Source organism: Kitasatospora sp. DSM 101779, assembly GCF_025655475.1.
In the GTDB taxonomy this organism is placed as follows: domain Bacteria; phylum Actinomycetota; class Actinomycetes; order Streptomycetales; family Streptomycetaceae; genus Kitasatospora.
The window spans coordinates 4,032,756-4,050,544 of record NZ_JAHTIK010000001.1 but is presented as its reverse complement, the minus strand read 5'-3'; the positions used below and the strand labels follow the sequence as shown (position 1 = coordinate 4,050,544).

The window sequence follows — 17,789 nt, the reverse complement described above, 5'->3', positions numbered from 1 at the left end:
CCGCGTGGAGCGGCCGGCGGCGCCCGTCGCCACCCGTCTCAGACCTGCGGCACCGCAGGCCGCCCGGCGTCCTCCCAGCCCGCCACGGCAGTGGCGCGGGACCCGCCGAACGCCTTGAGCGGGCTGCCGTAGTAGGTCCACGGGACCGCCCCGCAGAACGGGCCGATCAACTGGAACTGCTCCACGGCCTCGGCGTACCGGCCGCTGCACTCCAGGGCGTTCGCCAGGATGTGCCGGACCTCCGGCAGCCGGTGGTGTCCGGCAGGCGCCGCAGCCACCACGCGCCACGCCGCATCCACCGCGGCCGCGGTGGCAGGCAGCCGGTAGATGTCCTCGTTCCCGTCCCGGTACTCCTGCTCGAAGACGGCGAACAGCGGCAGCGCTGCCAGCAGGTCGCCGGGCGGCGCCGACGCGGCTGCCTGCCGGGCGAACTCGTGCATCAGCTCGTGGGAGCCCTGCCACTTCGCGCAGCAGTACTGCAGCGCGGCCCGGTGCGCGCCGAAGTGGTGCGGCGCCCGGGACACGACCTCGGCCCACAGGGTCCGGAACCGCTCGTGCGACCAGCCCAGACCCCTCGCGATCGTGATCCGGGCGATGTACGGGCTCGGATCCTCCGGGGCGAGCTCGGCGGCCCGGAGACAGGCGGCCTCCGAGTCGGCGAGCACCCGGTGGAAGGCGTCGAACTGCTCGTGCGTGGTGTGCTGGGCGCCCAGCGCGCCACGCAGCTTCCCGGCCAGCATGACCATGCCGTCCGCGTGCACCAGGGCGGCGCTCGGGTCGTCCGGACGAGCGGCCTGCCACGCCTTGACGAACGCGTCGTCCTCGGCCGCCGCCTCGGCGAGGTAGCCGAGCCGGCGCCACCGCAGGTCCCAGTCGGAGCCGGCCGCTTCGAGGTAGGCGGCGGGCGTCCGCCAGTCGCCCGCCAGCGCAGCCGCCCGCGCGGCCTCGCCCTCGGGGTCCGAGGAGGCCTTGGTGGTGTCGATCCGGTCCCCGGGAGCCATCCCGTAGGCGGTGGGGTCGATCGCCCGTCCGCCACCGGCCGGGGCGGGCGCGGCCGCAGCGACCCGCTGGGCCCGGCGGGACTTGCGGTAGGCGGACACGGCGGCGACGACCATCACGCCGGTGCCGCCGCCGAGGGCGGTGAGTACGTCCATGGTGAGCTCGATTTCTCATGACGGGGGACGAAGCGGGGGATCAGCAGGGGGCCGGAGGGAGGGGAAGGCCGGCATCCGCCAGCAGGGTGCGCAGTGGCTGCCGGTCCGGGACGTCCGCGACCGCGGCGTCGAGCGCGGCCGGCAGCCCCCGGGCCACGGCATCGGGCAGGCGCAGCCGCACCGGCTCCGCCCACGAGACGTCCCAGTCGGCCGTCCCGGCGTCGGCCAGCACGATCAGGACCAGGTCGGACAGTGCGCTCCGAAGCACCGGCCGGGTGAACTCGCGGGCGGCCCGGCCGGTCGCGGCCCGGGCCTGCGGACTCTTCGGCAACCGGTCGGCGATCTCCCGGAGGTGACCGGTCATCACCTCGGCCAGCAGTGCGGCGGCCGGCAGGTCCCGGCCGACGGCCTGCCGCAGGGCGTCCACGCCCGCGGCGTGCCGGGCCCGGCCGGTCCGCCGGGCCAGCTCGGGCCAGTCCAGCCGGGTCATTCCGGCGGACTCCGGTGGCAGGGTGACAGCCTCGACCTCCGCGACGGTCCGCTCCGGAGCGGACAGCAGGGCCAGGGCAGGTCCGGAGCCGGTCGTAGCCCGTCCGTCCGGCGGCAGCGACTCGACGGCGGCGATCCGGGCCGGGAGCGGCGGGTGCGAGTCGTACGGGTCGTGCTCGGCGTCGGCCGCCTCCGGCTCCAGCCGGCCCAGCTCCTCCCGGCGGCCCGGTTCGGCCAGCAGGTGGGCCAGACCGCCGTAGACCTGCCCGGGCAGTGGCAGCAGGCCGTCCTCCCAGCCGACCATCGCGTACCGGTGCAGGTGGTACTCCAGCGCCGTGTCGATCACCGGGAGCCTGCGCAGTGCCGAAGCCGTCGCGTCCCGGCCGACGAGCCGGACCGCGGCGAGGTCGGCGGCGATCTCCTGCCGGCGGCTCACCGCGGCCGAGACGGTGAGGTACAGCCCGGCGTACGCCGCGAAGATCCGCGCGAGCACCTGGTCGACACCTCCGGACGCCTGAGGTGTCCGCGTCCGCCTGCCCTTGGCACGCCGTACCGCCGCCGACGCCGCGAGCTCGGCGGCATGCGCGGCCCGGTTCCGGGCGGCACGCTCGTGCAGGGCGTGGACGGTGTGCGCGACCGCTCGCCGGCCCGAATGCGTCAGCCCACCGATCCGGGTGTCCTTGTTGCCGAAGTGACCCAGTTCGTGGGCGATCACCGCGTCGAGTTCCGCCTGGTTGAAACCGATCAGCAGCGGGATCCCGAGCTCCATCCGCCGGCGCCCGGGCAACAGCCCCAGCAGCCGGACGTCCTCGCAGACCTGAGCGTTGGCCTCGGCGACGAGCCGCAGCTCGTCCGGCGCGCGGGTGCCGTACTCATCCGCCAGCTGCCGCACGCGCTCCCACAGGACCGGCTGCTCCGCCGGGCCGACGGACAGCCCCGGCAACGGCTCCGGGGCGGGCTTGTGACGGTGCGTGAGGAAGACCGTGCGCAGTACCGGGTACGCGAGGACTGCGCTCACCGCGTACACCTTCAGCCCGCCCAGGCCGAACGGGTGCGCCGAGTTCACCGCGAGCAGGACATCGACGGCGAGCAGACCGCCGACGATACCGAGGGCCAGCAGGTAGAAGCCGGCGAGCAGCGCCAGGGCCAGCAGACCGCGTGCCAGGAACCCGATGCCGCCGGGCGGCAGGAGCGCAGGACCGTCGGCCGGCCGGGGCGCAGTGCGCATGCTGGAGCTTCCTCGCCGGACAGGACATGGTCGGACCGCCGACACGGACTGTGACAACGGGCGGCGATCGTATCCAGGGAGCGTTCGGTTGGAAAGCGCTGCCCCGGCCGGGGCCGACGCGGCCGAGCACAGCCGGGCGGTGTGGCCGGCGGGGGGCTCCGCGCCCCTTGCTTCGTCCCCGACCCCCTGGCGGCGGGCGTCGGGGGCGCCTTCTACGCTTCGGTCTCGCGCCGCGGCCGCGGCGGGTCGAGGGGAGAGGACCGACGATGAGCAGCAGCGGGGACTGGCGGGGGCCGCACCACGGGCCCGGCGGGCCGGGCGGGGTGCCCTGGGGGTACGCCGTGGAGGCGCCGAAGCCCGGAGTGGTGCCGTTGCGGCCACTGGGCGTCGGCGAGATCATCTCGGGCGTCTTCACGACCGTGCAGCGCTACCCGGCCCAGTTGCTCGTGCCGGTGCTGTGGACGGCCCTGGGCGCCGTGGCGGCCTTCGGCGCGTTCGCCGTCGTCGCCGCCGCCGCGCTGGACGGGCCGTGGCAGGCCGTCCGCAACGAGGAACTGCCCTCCACGGCGGACGCGGTCGCCGTCACGGTGACCGTCGCCGGCGCCGTTCTGCTCCTCATGGTGGTGCTGACCGCGCTCTACGCGGTGTCCTCGGCGACCGCCACGGTGGTGCTGCGGTACGCGGTGATCGGCCGCAGGATCGCCACCCGGGCCGTCTGGGCCGAGGCGCGGCCGATGCTGTGGCGCGTGGTGGCGACGCAGGTGCTCACCGGCCTGCTCGCCGGCGGGATCCTGGTGGTCTCCTTCCTGCTGCCGCTGCTGGCCGGGCTGCTCTTCGGCTCCGAGACGGGACTCGTCCTGGGCGTGCTGTTCTTCGTGCCGGGCTGGGCGGCCGCGGTCTACGTGCAGGTGCGCCTGGTGCTGGAGGTGCCGGTCCTGGTGCTGGAGAACGCCCGACCGGTTGCCGCGCTCCGCCGCGCCTGGCGGCTGAACGAGGGCAACTGGTGGCGCAGCCTGGGCATCCCGTACATCGTCGGACTGGTCGGCTCGTTCGCCGCCCAGATCGTCGCGGTGCCGTGCATGGTGGTCGGAATGTTCGTGCTGTTCGCCTCGACGGGGAACGCGGCGGCGGCCGACCCGTACGCGCAGAGTGCCGCGCCCGGCGTGGGCGCGCTGGTGACCTTCGCCTTCTGCACGGTGACGGGCGTCGTGCTCGCCACCGCACTCACCGTGCCGCTGACACCGCTCACCAACGGCCTCCTGTACATCGACCGCCGGATCCGCCGCGAGAGTCTGGACGTCACGCTCGCCGAGGCCGCCGGACTGTCCGGCGGGCCCGCCGCGTACGTCCCGGGCCAGGCCGGTGCCCCGGCCGCGGAGGAGACGGCCGCGCAGCCGACGCCGGATCAGACCCCGACGGGTCAGGCCCCGGTGGATCGGACCCCGGCGGACGGGCCGCAGGCCGCCGCACCGGGGACGGCGGCGAAGCAGGAATCCGGCGAGGACTGACACCGGCAGAACTGCCGCTCGTTGCGGTTCGATCACGACGTGTCGGACATGGGCGGACCTCGGCGGAATGTCTCCGGGAACTCCATTGTCGGCCGGCTCGCCGCTCCCACAATTCCGTGTCACGCGTGGTCAGAGGCTCGGACGGCGGCGAACGGGGTGCCCGTCCGGAGCCCGCGCGCGGCAATCCGGCTGCCTCTCCCGGGGGAGTTCCCTGTCTGCGCCCGAAAACGCGCCCGTGCCCGAAGGCGCGCCCGCGCCCGAACCCGCGCCCGAACCCGCGCCCGGAGCTCCGGCAGCGCCGGTCGGCGTGCCGCCCGCACCCGCACCCGCTTTTGCCGCACCAGGTGCTGACGCCCCGGCAGCCGACACCCCGGCCGCCGGGGTGCGGCAGCTGCCGCGCGGAGTGCGGTGGGCGCCGGCCGCGGTCGGCCTGCTCGCCGTGACGGCGGCCAGTGCCACCGCCGCCGTGGCCGTTCGGACGGCCCGACAGCCCGTCGCGGGCCGTCGCGGCGCCGTCCGCCGCACCTGTGCCCCGGCGTCCGCCACGCCGTCCGCCGCACCTGTGCCCCGGCGTCCGCCACGCCGTCCGCGGCACCGTCCCCGGCGGCCCCCGCGCCCTCGCCGACGCTCCCGCCGACACCCTCCCCGGCGAGCACCGTGCACGGCACCGTCGACGGCTCCACGCACGGCGGCGACATCCGCTCCTTCCTGCTGCCGATGCCGGCCGGCGCCGAGTCCTGCGGACCCTCGAACGGCACCGCGCTGAGCACCGACGACGTCGCCGAGCAGTTCGGCCACGCCTCCGAGATGCCGGCGATCCTCCGCTCGTACGGCTACAAGGACGACGCCGCCGAGCGCCGCTACCGCACCGCCGACGGCACCCAGGAGGTGTACGTCCGGCCGCTGCGCTTCAAGAGTCGCCAGACGGCGGAGGAGTTCGCCGACGGGCTGAGTCGCAGATGCTGCGCTGACCCCGGGCCGGTCCTGCGCCGACGAACCGCCCGGTGCAGGTCACGGGGCGGCGGCGACCCCTAGGGGACGCCGCCGCCCCGTCATACCGGAGCATCACGCCGGGCTCGTCATCCCAGCTCATTCCCGTGGGGGCGCCGCACCACTACGTTGAGGGGCGTGTCCACAGTCATCGCAACGGACGGCCTCACCAAGAGGTTCCCCCGGGTCACCGCCCTCGACCAGCTGACCGTAGAGGTGCAGCCCGGGGTGGTCGGCCTGGTGGGCGCCAACGGTGCGGGCAAGTCCACCCTGATCAAGATCCTGCTCGGGCTCTCCCCGGCCACCTCCGGCACCGGGCGCGTGCTCGGCCTCGACATCGCCACCGAGGGCGCCGCGATCCGCGAGCGGGTCGGCTACATGCCCGAGCACGACTGCCTGCCGCCGGACGTCTCCGCGACCGAGTTCGTGGTGCACATGGCCCGGATGGCCGGCCTGCCCGCCGCGGCCGCCCGCGAGCGTACCGCCGACATCCTGCGCCACGTCGGCCTGTACGAGGAGCGCTACCGCCCGATGGGCGGCTACTCGACGGGCATGAAGCAGCGGGTCAAGCTCGCCCAGGCGCTCGTCCACGACCCGCAGCTGGTGCTGCTCGACGAGCCGACCAACGGCCTCGACCCGGTCGGCCGCGACGAGATGCTCGGCCTGATCCGCCGCGTGCACACCGACTTCGGCATCTCGGTGCTGGTCACCACGCACCTGCTCGGCGAGCTGGAGCGCACCTGCGACCACCTCGTGGTGATCGACGGCGGACGGCTGCTGCGCTCGTCCTCCACCGCCTCCTTCACCGAGGCGACCCAGGTCCTCGCGGTCGAGGTCACCGACCACCCGCAGGACGCCCTCGCCGACCCGGACGCCGCCGTGCGCGAGCGCCTCGCCGCGGCCGGGCTCTCCGTCGCCATGGACGGCTCCCGCATCCTGCTCGTCGAGATCAAGGACGACAGCACCTACGACACCGTCCGCGACACCGTCGCCGACCTCGGCCTCGGCCTGGTCCGCCTGGAGCAGCGCCGCCACCGGGTCGCCGAGATCTTCACCCAGCCCGCCGACCGGGCCGAGCGGACAGGAGGTCCCGCCGATGCATCCGTCTCCTGACGCCCGCACCGCCGCCGCCGACGGCGGCGTGATCCACAACATCGGCTACCGCCGTTACGAGGGCCCCCGGCTCGGCCGCGGCTACGCCACCCGCTCGCTCTACCAGCAGAGCCTGCGCGCCGCCTTCGGCCTCGGCCGCTCCGGCCGCTCCAAGGTGCTGCCGATGGTGGTGCTGGCGCTGCCGCTGCTCTTCGCCCTGGTCGTGGCCGCCGTGCAGATCTTCATGAAGATGGAGAAGCCGGTCCTGGACTACACCGAGCTGCTGGACGGCATCGGTGTGCTGACCTGGATCTTCCTCGCCGCCCAGGCGCCGGTGCTGCTCTCCCGCGACCTGCGGCACCACACCGTCCCGCTGTACTTCTCCCGCCCGATCACCCGCGCCGACTACGTGCGGGCCAAGTTCGCGGCGATGACCAGCGCGATGCTGATCGTCACGGCCGGTCCGCTGCTGGTGCTGTACATCGGTGCGCTGCTCGGCCGCATGGACTTCGGACACCACACCGTCCACCTGCTCTACGGACTGGCCGCCGCACTGCTCTACGCGGTGCTCTACTCCGCGATCGGCCTGCTGATCGCGGCGAGCACCCCGCGCCGGGGCTTCGGCGTCGCGTCGATCATGGGCGTGATGTCGATCAGCGCCGTCATCGCCCGGATCGTGTACGCGCTGGCCGGCGGCGAGTGGGCGGACGTTCCGGAGAAGGCCAACTGGGCCGCGATGCTCTCGCCGAGCTGGCTCGTCAACGGCTTCACCAACCAGGTCTTCGGACTGGTCACCGACTCGCGCGTGGTGCACGCCCCCGGCGCCGGCGCCGCCGTGCTCTTCGGTGCCGAGATCCTGCTGCTCACCGCCGCCTGCTACTGGTTCACCGACCGCCGCTACCGGAAGATCTGAGAGCTCGCCATGGCCGTCATCACCATCGACCGGGTCTCCCGCTGGTTCGGCAACGTCGTCGCCGTGAACGACGTCTCCATGCAGATCGGGCCGGGCGTCACCGGCCTGCTCGGCCCCAACGGCGCCGGCAAGTCCACCCTCATCCACATGATGAGCGGCTTCCTGCCGCCGTCCGCCGGCGAGGTCGCCCTGGACGGCGTCCCGATCTGGCGCAACCAGGAGGTGTACCGGGCGATCGGCCTGGTCCCCGAGCGGGAGTCGATGTACGACTACCTGACGGGCTGGGAGTTCGTCCTCGCCAACGCCGAGCTGCACGGCCTCGCCGATCCGGCCGCCGCCGCCCGGCGCGCCCTCGGCCTGGTCGAGATGGAGTACGCCCAGGACCGGAAGACCGGCACCTACTCCAAGGGCATGAAGCAGCGGGTCAAGATGGCCTCCGCGCTCGTCCACGACCCCGCCGTGCTGCTGCTCGACGAGCCGTTCAACGGCATGGACCCGCGCCAGCGCCTCCAGCTGATGGAGCTGCTGCGCCGCTTCGGCGCCGAGGGCCGAACCGTGCTCTTCTCCTCGCACATTCTGGAGGAGGTCGAGCAGCTCGCCCGGCACATCGAGGTCGTGGTCGCCGGCCGCCACGCGGCCTCCGGCGACTTCCGCAGGATCCGGCGGCTGATGACCAACCGCCCGCACCGCTACCTGGTCCGCTCCAGCGACGACCGCCGGCTGGCCGCCGCACTGATCGCGGACGGCTCCACGGCCGGCATCGAGTTCGACGGGCAGGAGCGCGCCCTGCGCATCCAGGCGGTCGACTTCCAGGGCTTCACCACCCTGCTCCCCCGCGTCGCCAAGGACGCCGGCATCCGGCTGTACACCGTGTCCCCGGCCGACGAGTCGCTGGAGAGCGTCTTCTCCTACCTCGTCGCCTCCTGAGCCGGCCCCGGACCGTCTCCGGGCCGTCCGCGGACGGCCCGGAACCCGCCCGAACCCCCGCCCGAACCACGCCCGAAGGAAGGCCGAACCGTGAACGTGACCGTCGCCAGGCTGACCGTGCGCGGCCTGCTGGGGCGCCGCAGCGGCATCCTGCTGCTGGTCGTCCCCGCCCTGCTGCTGCTCGTCGCCGTCATCGCCCGGCTGACCGCCGACACCCCGGAGGACCTCGCCGCCACCGTCCTCGGCCGGCTCGGCATGGGCACCCTGCTGCCGATCCTGGCGCTGGTGGTCGGCACCGGCGTGATCGCCACCGAGATCGAGGACGGCTCGATCGTCTACCTGCTGGCCAAGCCGCTGCCCCGGCACTGGATCGTCACCACCAAGCTCACCGTGGCGATCGCCGCGACCTGGCTGCTCGCCGCGGTGCCCATGCTGATCGCCGGCCTGCTGCTCTGCGGCACCCGGGACGGCGTGGCCGTCGCCTACGCCGCCGGCACGCTCGTCGCCGGCGCCGCCTACAGCGCGCTCTTCCTGCTGCTCGGCGTCGCCACCCGGCACGCGGTGGTGGCCGGCCTCGGCTACGCGCTGGTCTGGGAGAGCCTGGTCGGCAACTTCGTGCCGGGTGCCCGGACGCTGAGCATCCAGCAGTGGGGCCTGTCGGTGGCGAAGTCGATCGCCGTCCAGGGCTCGATCGCCGCGGACGTGGCACTCACCGTCGCCGTCCCGCTGCTCGTCGTCGTCGCCGTGGCCTCCACCCTGCTGGCCGCGGTCCGGCTCGGCGGACTCACCCTCGCCGGCGAGGAGTGACAACACCCGGGCTACGGGGCCTGGGGCCTCACCGCACGGTGACGTCCCGGCCCGCTCCCCAGCCCGCCGCCGCGGCGGCACCCGCCAGCACCAGCAGCAGGGCCAGCGGCACCGTCCACCCCCCGGTCGCCTGGTGCAGCGCACCGGCGCCGACCGGCCCGGCCGCCGCCACCAGGTAGCCGACCGCCTGGGCCATGCCGCTCAGCCGGGCCGCGCCCGCCGCGCTGTCGGTGCGCAGCACGATGAAGGCCAGCGCCAGGCCCAGCGAGCCGCCCTGGGCGACACCGAGGACGGCGGCCGCCGCCCACGCCCCGGAGACCGGGGCGAGCAGCAGCACGGCGATGCCGACACCGTTGAGGACGGCCATCGCCGCAGCCAGCGCCCGCTGCCGGGTCATCCGGCCGGCGATCAGCGGCACCAGGAAGGCCCCGGCCACCTGCACCAGGTTGGAGAAGGCGAAGACCAGGCCGGCCTCGCCGCGGTCCATCCCGTGGTCGGCCAGCACGGTGGGCATCCAGGCGACCAGGCTGTAGACCAGCAGCGACGAGATCCCCATGAACGCGCTGATCTGCCAGGCCGTCGCGGAGCGCCACGGGCCGCGGCCCGCCGCGGCGGGAGCGGTCCGCGCGGTGGCAGCAGCCGTGGCGGGCGACTGCGCCCGACGGGCCTGCAGCAGCTGCGGCAGCCAGGCCAGCGCCGCGACCAGGGCCAGCAGCGACCAGGCGCCGAGCGAGGCGCGCCAGCCGCCGCCGAACGCCTGCTCCAGCGGGACGGACACCCCGGCCGCCAGGGTGGCGCCGACCAGCATGGTGGTGGAGTAGACGCCGGTCATCGCGGCCGCCCGGTGCGGGAACTCCCGCTTCACCAGTGCAGGCATCGAGACGTTCAGCACGGCGATCGCCACGCCGATCACCACGCACCCGGCGTACAGCGCGGCCGCCGAGGGCAGCACCCGCAGCAGCACTCCGGCGCCCAGCACCAGCACTGCGCCGAGGACGACGCGCTCGGCGCCGAAGCGCCGGGTCAGCCGGGGGGTGAGCGGCGCGCCGACCCCCTGGAAGAGCACCGGCACGGTGGTGATCAGGCCGCTCGCGGTGGCGGAGAGGCCCAGCGAGCGCTGGATCTCCCCGACCATCGGCGAGATCGCTGCCAGGCAGGCCCGCATGTTCAGGGCGACGAGCAGGATGCCGGCGAGCATCAGCGCGGGGTGCGCGAGAGCGGTGCGGGTACGGACCACCTGGGTGGCGACGGGCTGCGGGGCGCGGGTGACCGCCATGGTTGGCAGAGCTCTTTCGAAGTCGGTGCGTCAGAGGTCGGGAGTGCGGGGGCGGGCGCTCGGCCCGGTCGTCACTTCCGGGCCGCGATGGCGGCGATCAGCTGCTCGACGGCGGCCGTCGGCCCCGCCAGCAGCGCGCGACAGGCCGCCTCGGCCCGGTCCGGGTCGCCGCTCTCCACCGCGTCGACCAGCGCCTCGTGGGTCTCCAGCGAGACCTCGGGCATGTCGTGGTCGCCGAAGGCCGTCCGCATCGCCTCGCGCACCGAGGCGCCGAAGTAGCGGTACAGCTCGGCCAGTGCCGGGTTGTGGGCGGCCTCGACCACCGCGGTGTGGAACTCCAGGTCGTGCTCGACCGTGGCCTCGCGGCCGGCCCGCTCGGGGTGGGCGGCCATCACCTCGGCCTCCCTGGCGAGCGCCGCGCGCATCCGGGCGACGTCTTCGGCGGTGTGCCGGACGGCGGCCAGCCGGGCGGCCTCCGCCTCCAGCGCGGCCCGCACCTCCAGCACGTCCCGGACGCCGGATCGCTGCACGCCGCGCAGCACCGCGGCCGGGTCGGTGGTGGAGCGGACGAAGGTGCCCTCGCCCTGCCGGGAGAGCAGCATTCCGGCGTGCACCAGCACCCGGATGGCCTCCCGCACGGTGTTCCGCCCGACCTGCAGCCGCTCGGCCAGCTCGTGCTCGGTGGGGATGCGATCCCCGACCTGCCACACGCCCGCGCCGAGCTGCTCACGCAGCTGCTCGATGGTCTCGTCCACCAGGGAACGGCGCCCTGCGGCGTGCAGTCCGTCGGTGCGGCCGGGCATGGCGGGGCTCCCTTCGCGAGTCCAGAGGTCGGCTTGCCCAGTCATCCTACAACTGGACTAGAGGGACAACCGACCTAGAATCGGCTACTCCCGAGTTCGTCGCATCTCCTTCGAGGGTCGGCCACGGGACTTGTCCGATTGTGCAATCGGCGGCCCGGACCGTGACTCTTCAATGATGCCTTTATATGCTCCGCAGAAGCTCACGCGGCAGTACTCCACCAGGGTGCGTTGCTGCGGCACGTGTTGGCTGCGCCGGTGGAAGGTGTACGAATGTCAGGCCAGAGGGCGGGGGCGTCGGACCACGACGCCGGCTGGTGGCACGACGATGCCCCGTACCAGGACGGCTACCGCCACGACGCCCCGCGCCGCGACGACGCTTACACCGCACCCCCGCGCCGTCCCGCCGCGCCCCGGCCGCGCCGCAGCGACGAGCAGGACCGCCCGCAGGTGCCCCGCCAGGGTGGCCGCGCCGAAGCCCGCCGCGCCCAGCAGGGCGGCCGCGGCGGTGACGACGGCTCCGGCGGAGGAGGCGGGGGTGGCCGGGCCGATGCCCGCCGGGCCCGCAAGAGACCGAAGGGCCGCAAGAAGGTCGTCGTCTGGGTGGCCGTCGCCACGCTCGGCCTCGTCACCGCCGCGGGCGGTGCGCTCTACCTGAAGTTCAGCGGCAACATCAAGGCGTTCGACGGCGACGGCCTCAGCAAGAACCGGCCCGACGCCGCGACGCCCGACGCCAACGGCCACACCCCGATCAACGTCCTGCTGATCGGCTCCGACTCGCGCAGCGGCGACAACAAGGACCTCGGCGGCGGCGAGGACGGCGGCGCCCGCTCGGACACCACGATCCTGCTCCACGTCTACGCCGACCACAAGCACGCCGTCGGCGTCTCCTTCCCCCGCGACGCCCTGGTCGACATTCCGCCGTGCAAGCTGCCCGACGGCTCGTGGACGAAGAAGAAGACCGACGTCATGTTCAACAGCGCCTTCTCGACCGGCAACAGCGAGGAGGGCAACCCGGCCTGCACCCAGAACACGGTGGAGGCGCTCACGAACATACGCATCGACCACACCATGGTGGTGAACTTCGAGGGCTTCTCCGCGATGACCTCGGCGGTCGGCGGCGTCAACGTCTGCCTCCCGAACGCCATCTACGAGGGCGACCTCAACCCCAACCTGGGCAAGAAGGGCAAGCAGATCTACCCCAAGGGCGAGCAGAAGGTCGAGGGCAAGGCCGCGCTCGACTACGTCCGGCTGCGGCACGGCATCGGCGACGGCTCCGACGTCGGCCGGATGAAGCGCCAGCAGGCCTTCATGGCCTCGCTGATCAAGAGCGTCAAGACCAAGGGCATGGACCCGACCACCCTGCTGCCGCTCGCCGACGCCGCCACCAAGTCGATGATCGTCGACCCGGGCCTGAACTCCCCGGCCAAGCTGATCTCCTTCGCCATGCAGATGAAGGACATCGACCTCCACAACATCAAGTTCCTGACCACGCCGTGGAAGTTCTCCGGTGCCCGGATCGACCTCGTCCACCCCGACGTCGACACCCTGTGGCAGGCACTCAAGGCCGACCGCACCCTGGACGGCCAGGACGCCAGTGCCGACGCCGGTGCCTCGGCCTCCGCGGCGCCCGCCCCCACCCCCACCCCGGCGACCGTGGACGGCGCCGGCATCAAGGTCGGTGTCTACAACGGCACCCTGACCAGCGGGCTCACCACCAAGGCGGCCGCCACCCTCACCGGCTCCGGCTTCACCGTCGCCGGCCGGGGCAACGCCACCGCGCAGAACCACGAGAAGACGCTCGTCCAGTACGGCCCCGGCCAGAAGGACGAGGCCGAGCAGGTGGCCAAGCTCTTCCCCGGTGCCACCCTGCAGTCCTCCACCAAGGCCGGCGTCAGCCTGGTGCTCGGTGCGGACTACGCAGCCGGATCCGGCGGCGCGGCGAGCGCGGTGCCCAGCACCCTGCCGTCCAGCGTGGCCAAGGAGGCGCGCTCCGCGGACGACGACCCCTGCTCCAACGTCAGCTACGGCTGACCGGGCCGCGCCGGGCCGGCACCACCGGCCCGGCGGGCCCCGCCGCCCGGACGCGCACGACGCGCACGACGCGCGCGACGGGGCGCGACGAAGGAAGGCCGGCTCAGGCCAGGTCGAAGACCCGCTCCAGCACCACGGCCACGCCGTCCTCGTCGTTGCCGGCGGTCACCTCGTCGGCCACCGCGCGCAGCTCCTCGTGCGCACCCGCCATCGCCACCCCGTACGAGGCCCAGGCGAACATCGGGATGTCGTTCGGCATGTCACCGAAGGCGATGGTCTCGGTGCGCTTCACCCCGAGCCGCATCGCGGCCACCGCGAGCCCGGTCGCCTTGGACAGCCCCGGCGGCAGCAGCTCGACCACGCCCGGACCGGCCATCACCACGCCCACCAGCCCACCGGCCGCCTGCACCGCGGCCGCCGCGAGGGCGTCGTCGGAGAGCTCCGGGTGCTGGATGTACAGCTTGGCCACCGGCTCCGTGAGCAGGTCGCCGCGGGCGGCGTCCGCCACCGGCAGCTCGGTGCCGATCCGCAGCCGGAAGCCCGGGCCGGCCAGCACCTGGCCGTCCAGGCCGTCCTGGTTGGCGGCCACCGCCAGCGGGCCGGTCAGCTCCTCGATCGCGGCGAGCGCCCGGGCGGCCACCTGCCGGTCCAGGGTGAGCGAGGTGAGCAGCCGGTGCGCCCCGGCGTCGTACACCTGGGCGCCCTGGCCGCAGACCGCTATGCCGGTGTAGCCGATCCCGTCGAAGACCGGGCGTGCCCAGGCCGCCGAACGGCCGGTCACGATGATGTGCCGGGCCCCGGCGTCGACCGCGCCCGCGAGGGCGTCCAGCGTCCGCGCGCTCACCTTCTCGGCGGAGGTGAGCAGGGTTCCGTCGAGGTCGGTGGCGACCAGCCGGTACGGCAGGCCGCCACCGGGGGCGGTGCTCACTTGGCGACGGGCTCGATCACCGAGCGGCCGCCGAGGAAGGGCCGCAGCGCCTCGGGGACGACCACCGAGCCGTCGGCCTGCTGGTGGTTCTCCAGGATCGCCACGATGGTGCGCGGGACGGCGACCAGGGTGCCGTTCAGCGTGGCCAGCGGGCGGACCTTGCCCTCCTCGCGCATCCGGATGGAGAGCCGGCGCGACTGGTACTCGGTCGTGTTGGAGGTCGAGGTGACCTCGCGGTACTTGCCCTGGGTCGGGATCCACGCCTCGATGTCGAACTTGCGCGCGGCGGAGGAGCCGAGGTCGCCGGAGGCGACGTCGATCACCCGGTAGGGCAGCTCCAGCGCGTTGAGGAAGTCCTTCTCCCACTGGAGCAGGCGGCGGTGCTCGGCCTCGGCCTCCTCCGGCGAGGTGAAGACGAACATCTCCACCTTCTCGAACTGGTGGACGCGGATGATGCCGCGGGTGTCCTTGCCGTAGGTGCCGGCCTCACGGCGGAAGCAGGACGAGAAGCCCGCGTAGCGCAGCGGCAGCTGGCCCGCGTCGAGGATCTCGTCCATGTGGTAGGCGGCGAGCGGGACCTCGCTGGTGCCGACCAGGTAGCGCTCCTCCTCGGGGAGGTAGTACACGTTCTCGGCGGCCTGGCCGAGGAAGCCGGTGCCGTCCATGGCCGCCGGGCGGACCAGGGCCGGGGTGATCATGGCGGTGAAGCCGGCCGCGGTGGCCTGTGCCATCGCCATGTTGACCAGGGCGAGCTCCAGCAGCGCACCGACGCCGGTCAGGTAGTACGAGCGGGCGCCGGCGACCTTGGCGCCGCGCTCGGTGTCGATCGCGCCCAGGATCTGGCCGAGCTCGACGTGGTCGCGGGGCTCGAAGCCCTCGGCGGCGAAGTCGCGCGGGGTGCCGATCTCCTCCAGCGTGACGAAGTCCTCCTCGCCGCCGACCGGGGCGGCCGGGTCGATGAGGTTCGCCAGCGAGCGGAGCAGGCGGTCCGCCTCCTCCTTGGCCTCGTTCTGCTCGGCGTCGGCGGCCTTCACCGCGGCGGCGAGGTCCTTGGTGCGCTGGAGCAGCGCGACCTTCTCCTCGCCCTGGGCCTTGGGGACGAGCTTGCCGAGCGACTTCTGCTCGTTGCGGAGCTCGTCGAAGCGACTGCCCGAGGACCGGCGCCGTTCGTCGGCGGAGAGGAGGGCGTCGACGATGTCGACGTCCTCACCACGGACGCGCTGCGAGGCGCGCACTCGGTCGGGGTCCTCACGGAGCAGGCGAAGGTCAATCACGGGCCAAGCCTACCGGTGGGCGGGCCCCGGACCGGAACCGGTTTCCCCGGGGTTTCGCGCCGGCCCGCACCGGACGCGCGCCGGCCCCGCACCGGACGCGCGCCCGACGCGCCGGGTGTCGTGCCCGGAGAAGGCCGCGGCCGGCGTCCGTGATTCACTGTTTTCGGAACCGACCGGTAACTCCAGCCGCTTTGTCCTTTCCTGTCCGGGATTCTGCGGGCCTGTTCGGCGGTGCGCGGTCCGGGGGCGCGCCCGGGGCCGTGGAGAGCCCCGGACGCCCTGGGGATAACTTCCGCGATCCTGTGGATAACTCCTGTGGGAAACCGCTGCGGGCGGCCTTTGTCCACAGGCACCGCTCCGCCCCTGTGGACGAACCGAAAGCCAAGGCGTGCGGCGCGATTCGCGGCGGAATTGAGGTTTCAAACCTCGATGGGCCTTCTCGGGTGAGGGATTTCGCTCGCTCGGACGGGTGATTTGCCGGCAGAAGGGTGACTCTGGTCCGATGAGTCGCCTCTGCAGCCAAGTGTGATGATCTGACCAGTTCCAGCAATGGCTATACCGGTTTGTCGACTCGACCCGCAGCCTGTGGATAACCCGAAGCCTGTGCACCCCTGTGGACGAAGCGCCCCGCCTGTGGATGAACGGCCGCCCGGCGGCCGTCCCCGCACCGTGACCGAACCGGTCAGATCTCCCCGCGGCCGTCCAGGCAGCGCGACAGCCAGTCGGCCGCCGCCGAGAAGTCCGCGTCGGAGGTGCCCGGCCGCACCGCCCGCTGGCTGCCCCTGTCCGCCCGCGGGTACGAGCCGAGGAACCGCACCTGCGGGCAGATCCGCTTGAGGCCCATCAGCGCCTCGGAGACCCGCCGCTCGCTCAGGTGCCCCTCGCAGTCGATCAGGAAGCAGTAGTTGCCCATGCCCTCGCCGGTGGGCCGGGACTCGATGCGCATCAGGTTGATGCCGCGCACCGCGAACTCCTGCAGCAGCTCCAGCAGCGCACCCGGGTGGTCGTCCGGCAGCCAGACCACCATCGAGGTCTTGTCCAGCCCGGTCGGCGAGGAGACCCGCCCCGGCCGGCCCACCAGCAGGAAGCGGGTGGTCGCGTTGGCCGCGTCGTGGATGTCCCTGACCAGCGGCTCCAGCCCGTACAGCGCGGCCGCGAACTCGCCCGCGAAGGCACCGTCGAACCGGCCCTCCTGGACGAGCCGGGCGCCGTCCGCATTGGACGCGGCGGCCTCCCACTGGGCGTCGGGGAGGTTCGCCGCCAGCCAGCGCCGCACCTGCGGCTGGGCCACCGGGTGGCTGGTGACCGTCTTGATGTCGGCCAGCGAGATGCCCGGGCGCACCAGCAGCGCGAAGGTGATCGGGAGCAGCACCTCGCGGTAGATCATCAGCGGCGCACCGGAGGCCAGCTCGTCGCTGGTCGCCGTCACGGCGCCCTCGACCGAGTTCTCCACCGGCACGAACGCCCCGGCGGCCTCGCCCGCCCGGACGGCGTCCAGCGCGGCCGGCACGGAGGCGAGCGGCACCAGCTCGCGGGTCGCCGCCTCCGGCAGCGTGCGCAGGGCGGCCTCGGTGAAGGTGCCTTCCGGCCCGAGATAGGTGTAGCGGGTCGCCGACATGCCGCCTCCGTACGCAAGGGTGGTGCTGAGCAGGACTCGGCCTGCCACCATAGTCACTCCCGGCGCCCGTCCGGACACCGTTCCGCCCAGTGGTCGCCCGTCCCCGGCCGGCCGCGCGAGGGGCACGGCCGGCCGGGGACGGTCCGGGTCAGCCGACCTTCAGCTGCTCGGTGGCCGTGCTCTGGTCGATGTCCGAGGAGCGGACGGTCACCGACACCACCCAGTTCCCGGCGAGCGGCAGCTGGGCGGTGCCCGACCAGCGCCCGGTGCCCTGCGCAGCCAGCGTGACCGGCAGCGGGCCGAGGTCGCGGTCCGGCAGGGTGAAGGCGAGCTGTACCTCCGGCACCTGGACCGGCTTGCCGGACTTGTCGTCCAGCTTCAGCGTGACCTCGTTCGGGCCGGTCGCGACCGGACCGACCGTCACCGTGGCGGTGCCCTTGGCGTTCGGGGTGCTGCCGCCGGTGTCGTACGGCAGCTTCAGCTCCACCGTCCGGCCCGGCACCGCGCTCGCACCGGACGCGGGCGACTGCGAGGTCGCGGCGACCGCCCGGGCGACCCGGCCGGGCGGCGAGTTGGTCAGCATGGTGGTCACCACCAGCACGGCGACCGCGACCACCGACTCCAGCAGCACCGTCCGCCGCAGCCCGGCCCGGGCCGGCCCGCCGTCCCGGGTGTCCCGCTCGGCGGCCAGGTCGCGGGCCGCCTGCTGGCGGGCCAGTTGGGCGCGGCGCGCCCGGTCGTCGCCCTTCCC

Annotated in this window: 15 protein-coding genes; 7 read left to right on the top strand and 8 right to left on the bottom strand. The window is 73.7% G+C overall.

Annotated elements, in window-relative coordinates; genetic code table 11:
- Positions 1-38: 38 nt before the first annotated feature.
- Entirely contained in the window at positions 39-1,154 is a 1,116-nt protein-coding gene (locus KSNIM_RS18380) for a hypothetical protein (RefSeq protein WP_263104296.1), read from the bottom strand.
- 40 nt (positions 1,155-1,194) lie between these two features.
- Entirely contained in the window at positions 1,195-2,871 is a 1,677-nt protein-coding gene (locus KSNIM_RS18375; protein WP_263104295.1) for a M48 family metallopeptidase, read from the bottom strand.
- Between the two features lie 266 nt (positions 2,872-3,137).
- Between KSNIM_RS18375 and KSNIM_RS18370 the strand changes: the two genes are divergently transcribed.
- The 6 genes from KSNIM_RS18370 (at position 3,138) to KSNIM_RS18345 (ending at position 9,108) form a co-directional block, all read left to right on the top strand.
- Complete coding sequence (locus KSNIM_RS18370) at positions 3,138-4,379, top strand: hypothetical protein (protein WP_263104294.1); 1,242 nt, start codon at positions 3,138-3,140, stop codon at positions 4,377-4,379.
- 657 nt (positions 4,380-5,036) lie between these two features.
- The gene (locus tag KSNIM_RS18365; protein ID WP_263104293.1) at positions 5,037-5,414 is read left to right on the top strand and encodes a hypothetical protein; all 378 of its coding nucleotides are present in this window, start codon (positions 5,037-5,039) and stop codon (positions 5,412-5,414) included.
- Between the two features lie 93 nt (positions 5,415-5,507).
- The gene (locus tag KSNIM_RS18360; protein WP_263104292.1) at positions 5,508-6,482 is read left to right on the top strand and encodes an ABC transporter ATP-binding protein; all 975 of its coding nucleotides are present in this window, start codon (positions 5,508-5,510) and stop codon (positions 6,480-6,482) included.
- Positions 6,466-7,374 (top strand): ABC transporter permease, encoded by a 909-nt coding sequence (locus KSNIM_RS18355; RefSeq protein WP_263104291.1) that lies wholly within the window; start codon positions 6,466-6,468, stop codon positions 7,372-7,374. Before KSNIM_RS18360 ends, KSNIM_RS18355 begins: the two co-directional genes overlap by 17 nt.
- Before the next feature lie 9 nt (positions 7,375-7,383).
- Positions 7,384-8,301, top strand: coding sequence for an ABC transporter ATP-binding protein (locus tag KSNIM_RS18350; protein ID WP_263104289.1), 918 nt, complete (start codon positions 7,384-7,386; stop codon positions 8,299-8,301).
- Positions 8,302-8,391: 90 nt separating this feature from the next.
- Positions 8,392-9,108 (top strand): ABC transporter permease, encoded by a 717-nt coding sequence (locus KSNIM_RS18345; RefSeq protein ID WP_263104288.1) that lies wholly within the window; start codon positions 8,392-8,394, stop codon positions 9,106-9,108.
- A 28-nt stretch (positions 9,109-9,136) separates the two neighbouring features.
- On the opposite strand, the gene KSNIM_RS18340 is transcribed toward KSNIM_RS18345, so the two are convergent.
- Both KSNIM_RS18340 and KSNIM_RS18335 read right to left on the bottom strand, forming a co-directional pair.
- Positions 9,137-10,384 (bottom strand): CynX/NimT family MFS transporter, encoded by a 1,248-nt coding sequence (locus KSNIM_RS18340; protein ID WP_263104287.1) that lies wholly within the window; start codon positions 10,382-10,384, stop codon positions 9,137-9,139.
- Between the two features lie 71 nt (positions 10,385-10,455).
- Complete coding sequence (locus tag KSNIM_RS18335) at positions 10,456-11,187, bottom strand: FadR/GntR family transcriptional regulator (protein WP_263104286.1); 732 nt, start codon at positions 11,185-11,187, stop codon at positions 10,456-10,458.
- A 270-nt stretch (positions 11,188-11,457) separates the two neighbouring features.
- On the opposite strand from KSNIM_RS18335, the gene KSNIM_RS18330 reads away from it, so the two are divergent.
- The gene (locus tag KSNIM_RS18330) at positions 11,458-13,218 is read left to right on the top strand and encodes an LCP family protein (protein WP_263104285.1); all 1,761 of its coding nucleotides are present in this window, start codon (positions 11,458-11,460) and stop codon (positions 13,216-13,218) included.
- A 103-nt stretch (positions 13,219-13,321) separates the two neighbouring features.
- On the opposite strand, the gene KSNIM_RS18325 is transcribed toward KSNIM_RS18330, so the two are convergent.
- From KSNIM_RS18325 to KSNIM_RS18310, 4 genes are all read right to left on the bottom strand, one after another.
- Positions 13,322-14,146, bottom strand: coding sequence for an HAD family hydrolase (locus KSNIM_RS18325; RefSeq protein ID WP_263104284.1), 825 nt, complete (start codon positions 14,144-14,146; stop codon positions 13,322-13,324).
- Positions 14,143-15,420 (bottom strand): serine--tRNA ligase, encoded by a 1,278-nt coding sequence (serS, locus tag KSNIM_RS18320; RefSeq protein WP_263104283.1) that lies wholly within the window; start codon positions 15,418-15,420, stop codon positions 14,143-14,145. The genes KSNIM_RS18325 and serS overlap by 4 nt, the downstream gene beginning before the upstream one ends.
- 682 nt (positions 15,421-16,102) lie before the next feature.
- Positions 16,103-17,038 carry a prephenate dehydratase gene (gene pheA / locus KSNIM_RS18315; protein ID WP_263104282.1) on the bottom strand — a complete coding sequence of 312 codons (936 nt, stop codon included), beginning with the start codon at positions 17,036-17,038 and terminating at the stop codon, positions 16,103-16,105.
- Between the two features lie 148 nt (positions 17,039-17,186).
- Positions 17,187-17,789 (bottom strand): FixH family protein (locus KSNIM_RS18310; RefSeq protein WP_263104281.1); only part of this gene is annotated, 603 nt, incomplete at its 5' end.

What these genes read in the sequence shown, in the direction of transcription:
- KSNIM_RS18370 (WP_263104294.1), top strand. Translation starts at nt 3,138, where the DNA reads ATGAGCAGCAGCGGGGACTGGCGGGGGCCGCACCACGGGCCCGGCGGG.
- KSNIM_RS18375 (WP_263104295.1), bottom strand. Translation starts at nt 2,871, where the DNA reads ATGCGCACTGCGCCCCGGCCGGCCGACGGTCCTGCGCTCCTGCCGCCC.
- KSNIM_RS18350 (WP_263104289.1), top strand. Translation starts at nt 7,384, where the DNA reads ATGGCCGTCATCACCATCGACCGGGTCTCCCGCTGGTTCGGCAACGTC.
- KSNIM_RS18335 (WP_263104286.1), bottom strand. Translation starts at nt 11,187, where the DNA reads ATGCCCGGCCGCACCGACGGACTGCACGCCGCAGGGCGCCGTTCCCTG.
- KSNIM_RS18340 (WP_263104287.1), bottom strand. Translation starts at nt 10,384, where the DNA reads ATGGCGGTCACCCGCGCCCCGCAGCCCGTCGCCACCCAGGTGGTCCGT.
- KSNIM_RS18355 (WP_263104291.1), top strand. Translation starts at nt 6,466, where the DNA reads ATGCATCCGTCTCCTGACGCCCGCACCGCCGCCGCCGACGGCGGCGTG.
- KSNIM_RS18330 (WP_263104285.1), top strand. Translation starts at nt 11,458, where the DNA reads ATGTCAGGCCAGAGGGCGGGGGCGTCGGACCACGACGCCGGCTGGTGG.
- KSNIM_RS18380 (WP_263104296.1), bottom strand. Translation starts at nt 1,154, where the DNA reads ATGGACGTACTCACCGCCCTCGGCGGCGGCACCGGCGTGATGGTCGTC.
- pheA (WP_263104282.1), bottom strand. Translation starts at nt 17,038, where the DNA reads ATGTCGGCGACCCGCTACACCTATCTCGGGCCGGAAGGCACCTTCACC.